Consider the following 13,618-nt stretch of genomic DNA (forward strand, 5'->3'; position numbering starts at 1 on the left):
CCGTCCTTCGGGGCGGTGTTTTTTATTGCCGCTTGCGCCGCCGCCGGTCGATAAGCGCTACCGCGATGGCGAGAATGGCGACGATGGGCATCTGGATAACCAGGGCCGTATGCGCATCGGGAAACAGGGTGCCGGCGGTGAGCGAGCCGAGAAAGCCGCCACCGACCTGGAAGAAACCGGTCAGCGCACCCGCCGCGCCGGCCATGCCGCCGAACCCGGCCATGGCTGCCGCCGTGGCGCTGGGGCTGATGAAGGCAATGCCGACCATCCAGATGCCGACCGGGACCATCACCGCCAGAACCGATTGCGGATAGAGCGCCGGCAGGGTGGCGAAGGCCAGCCCGCTGACGCCCATAAGCACCAGTGCCACCGTCATCAATCGCGTGCCGCCGAGGCGGGTCGAGAGTGCGCCCACCAGCAGGTTGCCGGCAATGAAGGAACCGGTCTGCACCAGCATCGCCATGGCGAACTGGAACGGGGTGAGGCCCAGTCCGTCGATAAGCACGAAGGGCAAAAGCGCAGTGAAGCCGTGGAAGCCCGAAAAGGTAAGGCAAAGCAGGAGCGAGGGAATGAGGAAATCCGGTGCGCTGAGAAGCGTCCGGTAATTGCCGAGGATGACGCCGGGCCGGAAGGGAATGCGTGCCTCGGGAGGCAGCGTTTCCCGCGCGCCGGTGCCCAGCAGGGCGAGAATGGCGAGACCGAACCCTGCCATAACCAGGAACAGATAATGCCAGGAGCCGCCAAGGAGAATGACGCTGCCCAGGGTCGGCGCCACGGCCGGGGTCACGGTCAGGATCAAGTTGATCATGGTGAGGATGCGAATGGCTTCGCTGCCGACGAACTGATCGCGCACCATGGCGCGCGACAGGGCGACGCCGGCGGACACGCCGAAGCCCTGGATGAAGCGGCCGATGAACAGCACTTCGAGCGACGGCGCGGCCATGCAAACCAGGCTTCCGAGCACATAGATGGCAAAGAAGGCGATGCCGACGCTACGCCGGCCAAAGCGATCCGACAGCGGGCCGCAGATCAACTGCGCCAGCGCAAAGGCGGCGAAATAGACCGTCAGCGTCAGCTTTACCCCGGCATCGGTGGTGCCGAGATCACCGACGATGGTGGGCAGGGCCGGCGCGTAAAGGGTGAGGCTCAGCGGGCCGGTAGCCACCATCAGGCCGCCGATAATGGCGGTGCGGCGGGCGGACATGCCCACCGGTCTTGATATGGTCACGGTGTCATAACGCTTTCGAAGAAGGGCCTTGCCTTGTCCCAGATACCAGCGGCCCAGAGGTCGGAATGGCCGACGCCCGGAACGATCCAGAGTTCATAAGGGTTTGGCGCCAGGGCGTAGAGGCGTTCGCCATTGGAAACGTCGACGGTGGTATCGGCGGTGCCATGACCGACAAAGACCGGCTCGGCGACGTCCTTGATCCATTCATCGCTGCGAAACTGATCCTGCATCACCCAGTAGACGGGAAGATAGGGATAGCGCTCGGCGGCCACCCCGACGGCGGAAAGAAAGGGCGTTTCGAGCAACAGAGCCTTGGCGTCGCGCTGGCTGGCGACATAGGTGGCGGGGCCGGACCCGATCGAACGGCCCCAGATGACGAGCGGGTCGCCCTTGGCAGCCGCCCAGTCATAGGCGGTTAGGGCATCGGCAAGGATATTGTCCTCGGTGATCTGGCCGGGCGAGGCCGGGAAGCCGCGATAGTCGAAGGCGATAAAGCCGTAGCCGGCCGCGACGAACGCTTCGTAGCGCTCATGCTCTTCGCCGAAGCTCTTGGAATTGCCCTTGTAGTAGACGATCACCGGCAAGCCCGGCCGGGGCGCCTGATACCAGCCGTGGATGACGCCGTCGCCCGACGGCAGCGCTATATCTTCGGCGCCGCTCAGCGCGGTGTCGGCGAGCGGAATGACCGGGCCGGTGGCGGCGTATTGCAGGGCGCGCTGGTTGACATACATGTAACCGACGACGCCGGCATAGGCGATAGCCACCAGGGCGATGATGGCGATCAGGAGACGGCGCAGCAGCTTCACGTGACGACCTCGATGCGACTCTGTTCGCACCAGCCTATACCAGCCTGGACGCCGGTGTCAGAGTTCGGAAATGGTCTTTTCGAGCGCCTGGGCAAAGACTTCGTCCGGCTGGGCGCCGGAGAGGGCGTATTTCTCGCCGAAAACGAAGAAGGGAACGCCGCGGATGCCTTGCTGGGCGGCGCTGGTGGCCAATTGCGCGGTGATGGATAGCTCGTTCTCGTCATTGATGGCGTCGAGCGCGTCGCCGCGATCCCAGCCATATTGCACGGCGATATCGGCGAGGACGTTGTCGTCGTTGATCTGGCGATGCTCGAGGAAATAGGCATCGGCAATGGCGTTGGCCAGCTCGTGCTGATTGCCATTGGGCTTGGACAGCCTGGTGATGGTGTGAGCCTTGGCCGTGTTGAACATGCGCGGCTGCTGGGACAGGTCGAGATCGATGCCGGCCTTCTTGGCCTCACCCTCGACGCGTGCCCACATTTCCTTGGGGTCGCGACCGTACTTTTCCTGGAGCATCTGACCGACATCGACGCCTTCGGGCGGCACTGTGGGGTCAAGATAGAAGGGGTGGTTGGTCACCTCCACCTCGACATCGTCGGGCAAGGCAGCAATGGCCTGGTCGAGACGCGCTGAACCGACGAGGCACCATGGGCAGACCACGTCGGTGAACACGTCGATCTTGAGCAGCTTGGCCATGAGAAGACTCCGAAGACTATTTGCCTTCAAATGAGCGTTCCCATCGCATTCGGCAAGAAGGAACTTGCCGGTAACTGTCAGCCAGCAGCGGGCGGCGCATTGTCCATGCCCTGCGTCAGGGCGAAGGGCGGGGTCCAGGCAGCGGCGAGCACCATGCCCAAAGCAGCGCTCAGACCCAGCCAACCAAGGACCGGCACCAGCAGCCAGCCTGCGGTGCGCGAGGCTTTACCAACGCGTTGGATGGTGGCCAGGGCCAGCAGAAAGAGGACGACGCTGACAATGCTCATCTGCAGAGAATCAAGCGGTGCGGTGATGAAGGGGACGGCAATGACACCGGCCATCAGCGCACCCAGCCACAGATGAAGACTGATATCGCCCTTGCGGGTGGCGATCCAGCCGGCAGCACCAAGCAGCTGCAGCATGGCGAGATGAGCTACGGCGCCGAGCCAGCCAGGCAGACCGAAGGGCGCGAAAAACAGAGGTATGAGGCCAACAGCTTCGGCGGCAAGATTGACGAGACCAAACAGGCCAAGCGGCAGGCCGGCAGCGATCAACAGCCCGAAGGCGGCGCGGTAGCGCGCATTAGCGCTCACTGCATGGGGGCGGGTGGACTGGGGAAGAAGGACTGCGCTGTTGGTGGCCATTTGCGGCTCCAGGGTGGCGTTTTCACCCAATTCAATGGCGCGGAAGGCAAACAGGTTCCCAATAGGTAAACTTGCTCGCGTGCACGAGCGCTTGAGCGAGGGCCTCAGTCAGCCTATGTCGAGAGCGCCAAGGAGATCTGCGATGAGCGAAAAAGACGATGTTGAAAGGCTGGATGGGCTGGAAACGCGCATTGCCCATCAGGACCAGGTTATCGAGGATTTGAACGCGGCGATCACCGAGCAATGGAAGGTGATTGACCTGTTGACGCGCAAGCTTACCCAGCTTGAGGAGCAAGTGCGCAGCGGCGCCTATATCGCCGATCCATCGACTGAGAGGCCACCGCCGCATTACTGAGTGTAACGTGATCCAAATGAAAAGGCCCGCAGAAGCGGGCCTTTTGTGTCTTGGTCGATCCTCGCCGCTCGAGCCTAGCTCTCGTGGCGCCGTAGCTTTAGGCGCCCCGCCGGGGCGATCTCATCCGCAAACGGCTAGTGGCCCAGGGCCTTGACGATCTCTTCGGTGACCTTCTTGGCGTCCCCGAACAGCATCATGGTGTTATCGCGGAAGAACAGTTCGTTCTGCACGCCGGCATAACCGGCGGCCATGCCGCGCTTGATGAACAGCACGGTGCCGGCATCCTCGACGTTGAGAACAGGCATGCCGTAGATCGGCGAGGTCTTGTCGGTCTTGGCGGCGGGGTTGGTCACGTCATTGGCGCCGATGACGAAGGCGACGTCGGACTGGGCGAATTCGGAGTTGATGTCTTCGAGCTCGAACACTTCGTCATAGGGCACATTGGCTTCAGCGAGCAGCACGTTCATGTGGCCCGGCATGCGGCCGGCGACGGGGTGGATGGCGTATTTCACTTCCACACCGGCAGCCTTGAGCATGTCGGCCATTTCGCGCAAAGCGTGCTGGGCCTGGGCCACGGCCATGCCATAGCCGGGGACAATGATGACCTTGCCGGCATTCTTCATCAGGAAGGCCGCGTCGTCGGCAGCGCCTTGCTTGACAGGGCGGTCGTCTTCGCCTGCCGCAGCGGCCGATGCGGTGTCGCCGCCAAAGCCACCCAGGATGACGGAGATGAAGCTGCGGTTCATCGCCTTGCACATGATGTAGGACAGAATGGCGCCCGAGGAGCCAACCAGTGCGCCGGTGATGATCAGAGCGGTGTTGCCCAGGGTGAAGCCGATGCCGGCAGCTGCCCAACCGGAATAGGAATTGAGCATCGAGACCACGACGGGCATGTCGGCGCCGCCGATGGGGATGATCATCAGCCCGCCCAGGATGAGGGCGAGAATGGTGATGGCCCAGAACATCCAGGCCTGGCCGGTCATGGCAAAGGCGACCACCAGAGCCACGATGGCAATGCCGAAGGCAATGTGGATGAGATGGCGCGAAGGCAGGATGATCGGCTTGCCGCTCATATTGCCATTGAGCTTGGCGAAGGCGATGACCGAGCCGGTGAAGGTGAAAGCGCCGATGGCGGTGCCGATCGACATTTCGACCAGCGCCTGGGCGTGGATATGGTCGAGCGTGCCGATGCCGAAGGCTTCGGGCGCGTAAAGCGCGGCCGCGGCCACGAAGACGGCGGCCAGCCCCACCAGCGAGTGGAAGGCGGCGACCAGTTGCGGCATGTCGGTCATCTTGACCGTGCGGGCCATATAGGCGCCGATGCCGCCGCCGAGGCCAAGGCCGCCGATGATGAGCAACCAGCTGATGAAATCGGAGGGCGCGGCGACGGCCAGGGTGGTGACGATGGCGATAGCCATGCCCACCATGCCGAACGTATTGCCCTGACGGGCCGATTTCGGGCTGGAGAGGCCGCGCAGGGCCAGGATGAAGAGCACGCCGGCGACCAGATAGAGCAGGGCGGCGATATTTGCGTCAATCATGATGAGGTTCCTTAGCGAACCGCCATGACTTCGACTTCGGCCAGAAGGGCCGGCGAGATCAGGCTTTTGACGATTACGAGGGTGCTGGCGGGCTGGGCCGATCCGAGCCATTTGGTGAAGGCGGCGCGACTGGCGCGCAATTGGTCAGCATCGGTCAGGAAGGTGCGGGCTTGCACCACATCTGCCATGGTGAAGCCGCCATCGACGAGAATGGACTCGATGTTCTGGAAGATGAGCTCCAGCTGTGCCTCGATGCCCTCGGGGATAGACCCATCGGCGCGGATCGCCACTTGGCCCGACGTCGTGAGGATGGCCTGAGGCGCCGTTGCGAGCACGCCGTGACTGTATTGAATGGGCGGCGTCGATAGGCCCGCGCCGGAAAGGTTACGCCTTTCCATCGGCTAGCCCTTCTTCTTGTACATGGCCAGCATGCGCTGGGTGACCAGGAATCCGCCGAAGATGTTCACGCTGGCGAACACAAGGGCGATGAAGCCAAAGAGTTTGCTCACCCAACTGGCGTCATGAACCATGTTGACGCCCACGGCGAGCAATGCGCCCACCACGATCACCGAGGAGATGGCGTTGGTGACGCTCATCAGAGGGGTATGCAGGGCCGGGGTGACGCTCCAGACCACGAAGTAGCCGACAAAGATCGCCAGGACGAAAATGGCGAGGCGGAAGGTGAAGGGGTCGATTGCGGACATATCCATCTTACTTGCCTTCCTCTGGCTTGGCGGCGGGCTTCTTGGAGGCCGGTTTTTTGGCGGCTGGCTCTTTTGCAACAGCGTCTGCCTTGGGCGTTGCAGGCTTGCGAGCAGGCGCCTTCTTGGCGACGACGGGCACGGCAGGTGCAGGTGTCACAACCGCTTCGGGCGCAGGCGCTGCTTCGGCCTTTGGTGCCGTCTTTTTGATGGCTGCGGGTTTCTTGGCCGCACCGGTCTTGACCGGCGCGTCCTTGGGCTCGGCCTTTGCCGCGGGCTTTTTCGGGGCCGGCTTGGGTTTTGCGCTCACCACATCACCAGAAACCGCACCTGAGGGTGCCGTGACGATGTCGCCGGTCTTGGCAGCGGCCACAAAATTGGGGTGCACGACAGCGCCGTTGCGGGTCAGCACGGTGGCCTTGACCAGTTCGTCGTCCCAGTTGATGGCGAGCTTTTTCTCCTTCTTGTCGACAAGGGTGTCGATGAAGGACAGCAGGTTACGCGCATAGAGCTGGCTGGCGGTGGTGGGAATGCGACCGGCCAGATTGGTGTAGCCGATGATGACAACGCCGTTGTGGTCGATAACCTTACCAGGCTGGGTCAGTTCAACATTGCCGCCGCGTTCAGCCGCGAGATCGACGATCACCGAGCCCGGAGCCATGCTTTCCACCATGGCGCGGGTCACCAGCTTGGGTGCCGGACGGCCCGGGATGAGGGCAGTGGTAATGACGATGTCCTGCTTGGAAATGTGTCCGGCGACCAGTTCGGCTTGCGCCGCCTGCTCGTCCTTGGTCAGCTCGCGCGCATAGCCACCGGTGCCGGAGGCATCCTTGAGAGCCTCGGTCATGATGAACTTGGCGCCGAGCGATTCCACCTGCTCGCCTGCAGCGGCGCGCACATCGGTGGCTGATACGACGGCACCGAGACGCTTGGCCGTGGCGATGGCCTGAAGGCCAGCAACGCCGGCGCCCATGACGAAGGCCTTGGCGGGGCGAACGGTGCCTGCGGCCGTCATCATCATCGGCATGGCGCGGTCGAAGACCGAGGCTGCTTCGATCACGGCCTGGTAGCCGGCGAGATTGGCCTGGGAGGAGAGAATGTCCATCACCTGGGCGCGGGTGATGCGTGGCATGAATTCCATGACCATGGCGGTGACGCCGGCCTTGGCCAAGGCGGCGACGTCGCCGTCATTGCCATAGGGGTCAAGGGCGCCGATCAGCAGCGCACCCGGATTGACGCCGGCCAGGTCGGCCGCTGCGGGGCGGCGGACCACCAGCACGATGTCGGCGCCCGCGAGCGTGGTCCTGGCATCGGCGCCGATGGTCGCGCCGCTGGCCGAGAACTGCTCGTCGGCAATGCGCGAGCCTGATCCCGCGCCCTTCTCAACCGTGACCCCGGCGCCCAGGCCGATGAGCTTGGCGACCGTTTCGGGGGTGGCCGCAACGCGGCTTTCACCCTCAGTCCGCTCCCGCAGGACGGCAATCTTCATGGAAACTCTCTCCTACCCGCCTGCCGACGGGCAGGCTGTTTCACGGGCCTGCTTGTTGAAAACCGATCAGTGGATGACCACGAAATACAAGACCACCATCAGTGCGGCGATGCCGTAGACCGACCACTTAACCCCGGTAATGAAGCCGTTATAGGTCTTTTCGTGTTCTGCATAATCCATGCCGGATTCCAGTACGGGGTCGGTGTGGTGCTGTGCGTGGGTTTTGGCCATTGGGTCCTCAAAAGTATAGTCGTCTATTCGGGCTAATCCGAAAGTCCAGCCTCAGGGGCTGGTGGCTTCCAGCTCGTCGATCAACCGCTCGATCATCGAGAGGCCAAGCGACCAGAATTGGGGATCTTTTGCATCCAGGCCAAATGGCTTGAGCAATTCGGAATGATGCTTGCTTCCCCCCGCCTTGAGGAGCTCAAAATAGCGCTCCGCAAAGCCTTCGCTTGATTTCTCATACTGTGCGTAGAGCGAGTTCACAAGGCAGTCGCCGAAGGCATAGGCGTAGACATAGAAGGGGGAGTGGATGAAGTGCGGAATATAGGTCCAGAATACCTCATAGCCCTCATTGGCGACGATACCGTCGCCCAGCGACTCCGCCTGGACTTCCATCCAGATGGCATTGATCTCTTCGGTGCGCAATTCGCCCTGGCGGCGGGCGGTGTGGACCTTGCGCTCAAAGGTGTAGAAGGCGATCTGCCGCACCACGGTATTGAGCATGTCTTCCACCTTGGAAGACAGTAGAGCAAAGCGCTGCTTGGGATCGGTGGTCTTGTCGAGCAGGGCGCGGAAGGTCAGCATTTCGCCAAAGACCGAGGCAGTTTCGGCCAGGGTCAGTGGAGTGTTGGCCATGATCGGGCCCTGTGCGGCGGCGAGGCGCTGGTGGACGCCGTGCCCCAGCTCATGGGCGAGCGTCATGATATCGCGGGTGCGGCCGAGATAGTTCAGCATGAGATAGGGATGGGCGCTCGGCACGGTGGGATGGGCGAAGGCGCCCGAGAGCTTGCCATTGCCGGTGGGCGCATCGATCCAGCCGGAATTGAAGAAGGGTTTTGCGACCTCGGCCAGTTCGGGTGAGAAGCGGCCATAGGCGTCGAGCACTGTGGTGACGGCGGTGTCCCAGTCCCAGACCCGTTCGTCGCTGGTCGGCAGCGGCGCATTGCGGTCCCAGGCATTGAGCTTGTCCTTGCCGAACCACTTGGCCTTCATCTTGTAATAGCGATGGCTGAGGCGCGGATAAGCTGCCTGGACCGCGGTTTGAAGGGCGTCGACGACCTCCCGCTCGACCGAATTGGCCATGTGACGGCTATCGGCAATGTCCTGGTAGCCGCGCCAGCGGTCGGAGATTTCCTTGTCCTTGGCCAGGACATTGGTGATGTGGGTAAAGAGCCGCCCATTGGCGCCCAGCGTCTTGGCAACGGCGTGGAAGGCGGCTTCGCGCTTCTTTTCGTCTTTCTCGGAGAGCAGGTGCAGCGTGGATTCCAGATTGAGCTTTTCGCCCTCGACCTCGAATTCCAGCGTTGCCAGCGTCTCGTCATAGAGCCGGTTCCAGGCGGAGAAGGCGGTGACCGACTTGTCGTGGAACAGCTCTTCGAGCTTGTCGTCGAGCTGGTAGGGCTTGGCCTTTCTGAGGTCGGCAAACCAGGTGCGGTAGCGGGCCAGCTCGGGATCGCGCTCGAGCGCGGCGTCGAGCTCGGCGTCCTCGATGCGGTTAAGCTCAAGCTCGAAGAACAGCACCCGGGTCGAGAGGGCGGTCAGCGCCTCATTCGTATCGCCCATGAATTTGGCGCGGTCGGGATTGGTGGAGTTCTGCGCATATTGCAGGAAGGCATAGGAGCCGATGCGGCCGGTGAGATCGCCCAGGGTCTCGCTGTCCTTGATGGCCTTGATCAGGCCGCCGGAGCGGGTGAGATCGAGCAGCTTGCCCTTGTAGTCTGCCTCGAACTTGGCAGCGAGCTGCTTTGCCTCTTCCAGCCCGGCCTTGAATTCGGCGCTGTCCTTGCCGGGATAGAGGTCGGACAGGTCCCAGACGGGAAGGTTGCCGAACTGGTTGTGGGTCTTCTGTGCGGCGGACATGAACGCGACTCCCGAAACGAATTTTCGGGGCGGACCTTAGCCAGTGGGCAGGGGGATGTGAAGGTGGTGGGGTGACGCGGTCGGCATAGTCTATCCCGCCATGAGCCGATGCGTGCCCTCCCAGATCAGTTGCAGCGCCAACAGGAAGACCAGCCAATAGGCAATGCGGTAGAAAAGGCGAGCGTCGATGCGGCGCACGAGATAGACGCCGAGGAATACGCCCAGCACGCCCACCGGCGCCAAGGCCGCCGAGAGCATCAGATTGTGCACATTGAGCTGGCCAAGGAAATAATAGGGAATGAGCTTGGCGGAATTCACGATGGCGAAGAAGAAGGCGGTGGTCCCGGCGTAAAGGGCGGGGGCCAGCTTGCGCGGCAGCACATAGATCTGGAACGGCGGGCCGCCGGTGTGGGAGATGAAACTGGTGAAGCCGGCGACAGCACCCCAGAATGCGCCCCAGGGCTTTGACGGCGGCAGGCCCTCGAGCTTCTTGCGGATGGGAAAAACAGCGTCGAGCACAAAGAGCAGAGTAACGACGCCGACCATGAGCAAAACGACGGCATCGCTGACCACGGCCCAGAGGGCCCAGCCGATCAACGTGCCCACGGCGGCGCCGGGCAGCATGATCCTGAGCAGGCTCCAGTCGCATTCCTTGCGATACATCCAGATGGCCACCGCATCCATGCAGAGCAGCACCGGCAACATCATGCCGGCCGCATCGCGCGGGGCCATAACCAGGGTCAGGAGCGGCACGCCAACGACGCCGAGCCCGCCCAACAGGCCCGCCTTGCTGAGCCCGACAATAAGGACCGCCACCACGGCAATCGTGACGAAAACGGGATCGACCATGGGGGAATTGCGAATCCGGAACAGGAGGGGTGCACAAACCCATCCCGAAGGGCCGGTTTTGTCAACTGAGGGTAGGCTGAGCGGCGAAATGAGCTTTTGCGGGCACGGGGCCGAAGCGGCGCAAATGCCTGCCAAAATATCGATTGACGGCGGTGTTGGCGCGGGAGTATCTGCGTCCTCAGGACATCTCGCCCTAACGCGAGACCATAGGCCTGGGAGGGCCGCTTAAGATGGCTGATATGCCCCTGACCGCACCGGCGGTAAAACCGGCAAACCCCAATTTTTCGTCGGGCCCATGTGCCAAGCGTCCAGGCTGGACGATCCAGGCGCTCGCTGATGCGCTGACCGGTCGCTCGCACCGCGCCAAGATCGCCAAGGCCCGGATTCAGGAAGCCATCGATCTTACCCGCAGCCTGCTCGAAGTGCCGGCCGATTACCGCATCGGCATCGTGCCGGCTTCCGACACCGGCGCGGTCGAAATGTTCATGTGGAGCGCGCTGGGTGCCCGCGGTGTGGATATGCTGGCCTGGGAATCCTTCGGTGCCGGCTGGGTCACCGATGTGCAGAAGCAGCTCAAGCTCAACGATGTGCGCGTGTTCGAAGCGCCCTATGGCGAGCTGCCCGATCTGGCACAGGTCGATTTCAAGCGCGACGTGGTCTTCACCTGGAACGGCACCACCTCGGGTGTGCGCGTCCCCAACGCCGACTGGATCCCGGCTGATCGCGAAGGCCTGACCATCTGTGACGCCACCTCGGCGGCTTTTGCGCAGAAGCTCGACTTTGCCAAGCTCGATGTCGTCACCTTCTCCTGGCAGAAGGCGCTGGGCGGCGAGGGTGCGCACGGCATTCTCATCCTGTCGCCGCGCGCCGTCGAACGGCTCGAGAGCTATAAGCCCGACCGTCCGCTGCCCAAGATTTTCCGCATGACCAAGGGCGGCAAGCTGATCGAAGGTATTTTCAAGGCCGAAACCATCAATACGCCGTCGATGCTGTGCATCGAAGACGCAATCGACGCCATGAAGTGGGGTGCCAGCATTGGTGGGCTCAGTGCCATGCAAGCCCGGGCCGATGCCAATTTCAAGGTACTTGCCGACTGGGTCGCCAAGACCGAGTGGGTGGATTTCCTCGCCAAGCAGGCCGATCAGCGCTCCAACACCTCGGTGTGCCTGTCGATCGTCGATGCCGAGATCGCGGCGCTCGATGCCGATGGACAGGCGGCCTTTGCCAAGGCCATCGTCGCCCGCCTCGACAAGCTCGGCGTCGGCTATGATTTCGGCTCCTACAAGGATGCTCCGGCGGGCCTGCGCATCTGGGCAGGTTCGACCGTCGAAGCCGACGATCTCGCCAAGCTGACCCCGTGGCTCGATTGGGCTTTCGCCCAGGAAAAGGCCGCGCTCAAGGCTGCTGCTTAACTCATTTGCCGAACCTTCTGCTGTCGTCATTGCCTGGCTTGACCGGGCAATCCATGGACCACCCGGTCAAGCCGGGTGGTGACGGCAGCGGAAATACCTTGTGTATCAATTAAGCGGCGCTGACGGACCTGCTGCCGCAGCCAAATTGGAAAATCCCAAATGCCAAAAGTTCTCGTTTCCGACAAGCTGAGCCCCACCGCCGTCCAGATCTTCAAGGACAATGGCGTCGAGGTCGACTATCTGCCCGATCTGGGCAAGGACAAGGAAAAGCTGCTCGAAGTCATCGGCCAGTATGATGGACTGGCCATCCGTTCGGCCACCAAGGTGACCGAGAAGATCATCGCCGCGGCGAGCAATCTCAAGGTGATCGGTCGCGCCGGCATCGGTGTCGACAATGTCGATATTCCGGCGGCGACCAAGAAGGGTATCATTGTGATGAATACGCCCTTCGGTAACTCGATCACGACGGCCGAGCACGCCATTGCCATGATGATGGCGCTGGCCCGCCAGTTGCCGGAAGCCGATGCTTCGACCCGCGCATCGAAGTGGGAAAAGAACCGCTTCATGGGCGTTGAGGTCACCAACAAGACGCTTGGCCTGATCGGCGCCGGCAATATCGGCTCGATCGTGGCCGACCGCGCCATTGGCCTGCGCATGAAGGTCATCGCCTACGACCCGTTCCTCACGCCCGAACGCGCCCAAACCCTGGGTATCGAAAAGGTCGAACTCGACGATCTCCTGGCCCGCGCCGACTTCATCACGCTGCATACTCCGTTGATCGACGCCACCCGCAACATCCTCAATGCGGAAAACCTGGCCAAGACCAAAAAGGGCGTGCGCATCATCAACTGCGCCCGTGGCGGTCTGATCGATGAGGAAGCGCTTTACGCTGCGCTCAAGTCCGGCCATGTCGCCGGTGCGGCGCTTGACGTGTTCCTGGTCGAGCCGGCCGAAAACAATCCGCTGTTCGAATTGCCGAATGTGATCTGCACCCCGCATCTTGGCGCCTCGACCACCGAAGCGCAGGAAAATGTGGCGCTGCAGGTCGCCGAGCAGATCTCGGCCTATCTGATGACTGGCGAGATCACCAATGCGCTGAACTTCCCATCCATCTCGGCCGAGGAAGCACCGCTCCTGACCCCGTGGGTCAAGCTCGCCGAAACGCTGGGTTCGTTTGCCGGCCAACTGACCGAAACCGCGATCTCGGGCATCAAGATCGAGTTCGAGGGCAATGTGGCCCAGCTCAACACCAAGCCGATGATCGCTGCCGCCATCAATGGTGTGCTCAAGCCGTCGCTGGGCGATATCAACATGGTCTCGGCTCCGCAGATCGCCAAGGATCGCGGCATCACCGTCGAGACCACCAATCGCGATCGCCAGGGCTCCTATGAGGGCTATATCCGGCTGACCATCACGACCGAGCGCCAGGTGCGTGGCCTTGCCGGTACGCTGTTCGCCAATGGCAAGCCGCGCATCATCCAGGTCAAGGACATCAACATGGAAGCGGAACTGACCCCGTCCATGCTCTATGTCACCAATGAGGACAAGCCGGGCCATATCGGCCGCCTGGGCACGCTGCTGGGTACGCTGGGCATCAACATCGCCAACTTCAATCTTGGCCGTGCCGAAGTGGGTGGTGATGCTATCGCGCTGATTTCGATCGATGGCACGCTGACCGAGGCGCAACTGGTCGAGATCGCCTCGCTGGAGGGCGTGAAGCAGGCCAAGGCGCTGAAGTTCTGAGGCGCTTACGCGCCAAGACCATGTGAAGCTTACAAAGGCCGGCGCGTTGCGCCGGCCTTTTTGCATATGGCG

Annotated in this window: 14 protein-coding genes; 3 read left to right on the plus strand and 11 right to left on the minus strand. The window is 62.4% G+C overall.

Annotation, left to right across the window (positions count from 1 at the left end):
• Positions 1-22: 22 nt before the first annotated feature.
• The 4 genes from BGO80_RS05880 to BGO80_RS05895 all read right to left on the minus strand — a co-directional run bounded on the left by BGO80_RS05880 (position 23) and on the right by BGO80_RS05895 (position 3,374).
• A complete protein-coding gene (locus tag BGO80_RS05880) occupies positions 23-1,204 on the minus strand; it encodes a multidrug effflux MFS transporter (protein ID WP_126149956.1) in 1,182 nt (393 codons plus the stop codon).
• 20 nt (positions 1,205-1,224) lie between these two features.
• A complete protein-coding gene (locus tag BGO80_RS05885) occupies positions 1,225-2,034 on the minus strand; it encodes an alpha/beta hydrolase (protein ID WP_286719901.1) in 810 nt (269 codons plus the stop codon).
• Between the two features lie 57 nt (positions 2,035-2,091).
• Positions 2,092-2,730 (minus strand): DsbA family oxidoreductase, encoded by a 639-nt coding sequence (locus tag BGO80_RS05890; RefSeq protein WP_126149954.1) that lies wholly within the window; start codon positions 2,728-2,730, stop codon positions 2,092-2,094.
• Positions 2,731-2,807: 77 nt separating this feature from the next.
• Positions 2,808-3,374, minus strand: coding sequence for a TspO/MBR family protein (locus BGO80_RS05895; RefSeq protein ID WP_286719905.1), 567 nt, complete (start codon positions 3,372-3,374; stop codon positions 2,808-2,810).
• Between the two features lie 142 nt (positions 3,375-3,516).
• On the opposite strand from BGO80_RS05895, the gene BGO80_RS05900 reads away from it, so the two are divergent.
• Entirely contained in the window at positions 3,517-3,729 is a 213-nt protein-coding gene (locus BGO80_RS05900) for a SlyX family protein (protein ID WP_286719907.1), read from the plus strand.
• Between the two features lie 134 nt (positions 3,730-3,863).
• Here the strand turns inward: BGO80_RS05900 and BGO80_RS05905 are convergent, their stop codons facing one another.
• From BGO80_RS05905 to BGO80_RS05935, 7 genes are all read right to left on the minus strand, one after another.
• Complete coding sequence (locus BGO80_RS05905; RefSeq protein ID WP_126150003.1) at positions 3,864-5,267, minus strand: NAD(P)(+) transhydrogenase (Re/Si-specific) subunit beta; 1,404 nt, start codon at positions 5,265-5,267, stop codon at positions 3,864-3,866.
• 14 nt (positions 5,268-5,281) lie between these two features.
• On the minus strand, positions 5,282-5,668 hold the full coding sequence (locus BGO80_RS05910) for a RidA family protein (protein ID WP_126149951.1): 387 nt from the start codon (positions 5,666-5,668) through the stop codon (positions 5,282-5,284).
• A gap of 3 nt (positions 5,669-5,671) precedes the next feature.
• Positions 5,672-5,980, minus strand: coding sequence for a proton-translocating transhydrogenase family protein (locus BGO80_RS05915; protein WP_046105516.1), 309 nt, complete (start codon positions 5,978-5,980; stop codon positions 5,672-5,674).
• Position 5,981: 1 nt separating this feature from the next.
• Entirely contained in the window at positions 5,982-7,460 is a 1,479-nt protein-coding gene (locus BGO80_RS05920; protein WP_286719917.1) for a Re/Si-specific NAD(P)(+) transhydrogenase subunit alpha, read from the minus strand.
• Positions 7,461-7,526: 66 nt separating this feature from the next.
• Complete coding sequence (locus BGO80_RS05925) at positions 7,527-7,691, minus strand: aa3-type cytochrome c oxidase subunit IV (RefSeq protein WP_126149949.1); 165 nt, start codon at positions 7,689-7,691, stop codon at positions 7,527-7,529.
• 51 nt (positions 7,692-7,742) lie between these two features.
• Positions 7,743-9,542: a M3 family oligoendopeptidase gene (locus BGO80_RS05930; RefSeq protein WP_286719921.1), complete on the minus strand. Its 1,800-nt coding sequence runs from the start codon at positions 9,540-9,542 to the stop codon at positions 7,743-7,745.
• Between the two features lie 90 nt (positions 9,543-9,632).
• Positions 9,633-10,391 (minus strand): sulfite exporter TauE/SafE family protein, encoded by a 759-nt coding sequence (locus tag BGO80_RS05935; RefSeq protein ID WP_126149947.1) that lies wholly within the window; start codon positions 10,389-10,391, stop codon positions 9,633-9,635.
• 239 nt (positions 10,392-10,630) lie between these two features.
• Here BGO80_RS05935 and BGO80_RS05940 point away from each other — a divergent pair, with 239 nt between their 5' ends.
• Positions 10,631-11,803 (plus strand): phosphoserine transaminase, encoded by a 1,173-nt coding sequence (locus BGO80_RS05940; protein WP_286720744.1) that lies wholly within the window; start codon positions 10,631-10,633, stop codon positions 11,801-11,803.
• Positions 11,804-11,962: 159 nt separating this feature from the next.
• Entirely contained in the window at positions 11,963-13,546 is a 1,584-nt protein-coding gene (gene serA / locus BGO80_RS05945) for a phosphoglycerate dehydrogenase (RefSeq protein ID WP_126149945.1), read from the plus strand.
• The last annotated feature ends 72 nt before the right edge of the window (positions 13,547-13,618 follow it).

The organism is Devosia sp. 63-57, from assembly GCF_001899045.1.
Taxonomy (GTDB): domain Bacteria; phylum Pseudomonadota; class Alphaproteobacteria; order Rhizobiales; family Devosiaceae; genus Devosia; species Devosia equisanguinis.

What these genes read in the sequence shown, in the direction of transcription:
- BGO80_RS05900 (WP_286719907.1), top strand. Translation starts at nt 3,517, where the DNA reads ATGAGCGAAAAAGACGATGTTGAAAGGCTGGATGGGCTGGAAACGCGC.
- serA (WP_126149945.1), top strand. Translation starts at nt 11,963, where the DNA reads ATGCCAAAAGTTCTCGTTTCCGACAAGCTGAGCCCCACCGCCGTCCAG.
- BGO80_RS05930 (WP_286719921.1), bottom strand. Translation starts at nt 9,542, where the DNA reads ATGTCCGCCGCACAGAAGACCCACAACCAGTTCGGCAACCTTCCCGTC.
- BGO80_RS05890 (WP_126149954.1), bottom strand. Translation starts at nt 2,730, where the DNA reads ATGGCCAAGCTGCTCAAGATCGACGTGTTCACCGACGTGGTCTGCCCA.
- BGO80_RS05880 (WP_126149956.1), bottom strand. Translation starts at nt 1,204, where the DNA reads ATGTCCGCCCGCCGCACCGCCATTATCGGCGGCCTGATGGTGGCTACC.
- BGO80_RS05910 (WP_126149951.1), bottom strand. Translation starts at nt 5,668, where the DNA reads ATGGAAAGGCGTAACCTTTCCGGCGCGGGCCTATCGACGCCGCCCATT.
- BGO80_RS05915 (WP_046105516.1), bottom strand. Translation starts at nt 5,980, where the DNA reads ATGGATATGTCCGCAATCGACCCCTTCACCTTCCGCCTCGCCATTTTC.
- BGO80_RS05940 (WP_286720744.1), top strand. Translation starts at nt 10,631, where the DNA reads ATGCCCCTGACCGCACCGGCGGTAAAACCGGCAAACCCCAATTTTTCG.
- BGO80_RS05920 (WP_286719917.1), bottom strand. Translation starts at nt 7,460, where the DNA reads ATGAAGATTGCCGTCCTGCGGGAGCGGACTGAGGGTGAAAGCCGCGTT.
- BGO80_RS05895 (WP_286719905.1), bottom strand. Translation starts at nt 3,374, where the DNA reads ATGGCCACCAACAGCGCAGTCCTTCTTCCCCAGTCCACCCGCCCCCAT.
- BGO80_RS05935 (WP_126149947.1), bottom strand. Translation starts at nt 10,391, where the DNA reads ATGGTCGATCCCGTTTTCGTCACGATTGCCGTGGTGGCGGTCCTTATT.
- BGO80_RS05925 (WP_126149949.1), bottom strand. Translation starts at nt 7,691, where the DNA reads ATGGCCAAAACCCACGCACAGCACCACACCGACCCCGTACTGGAATCC.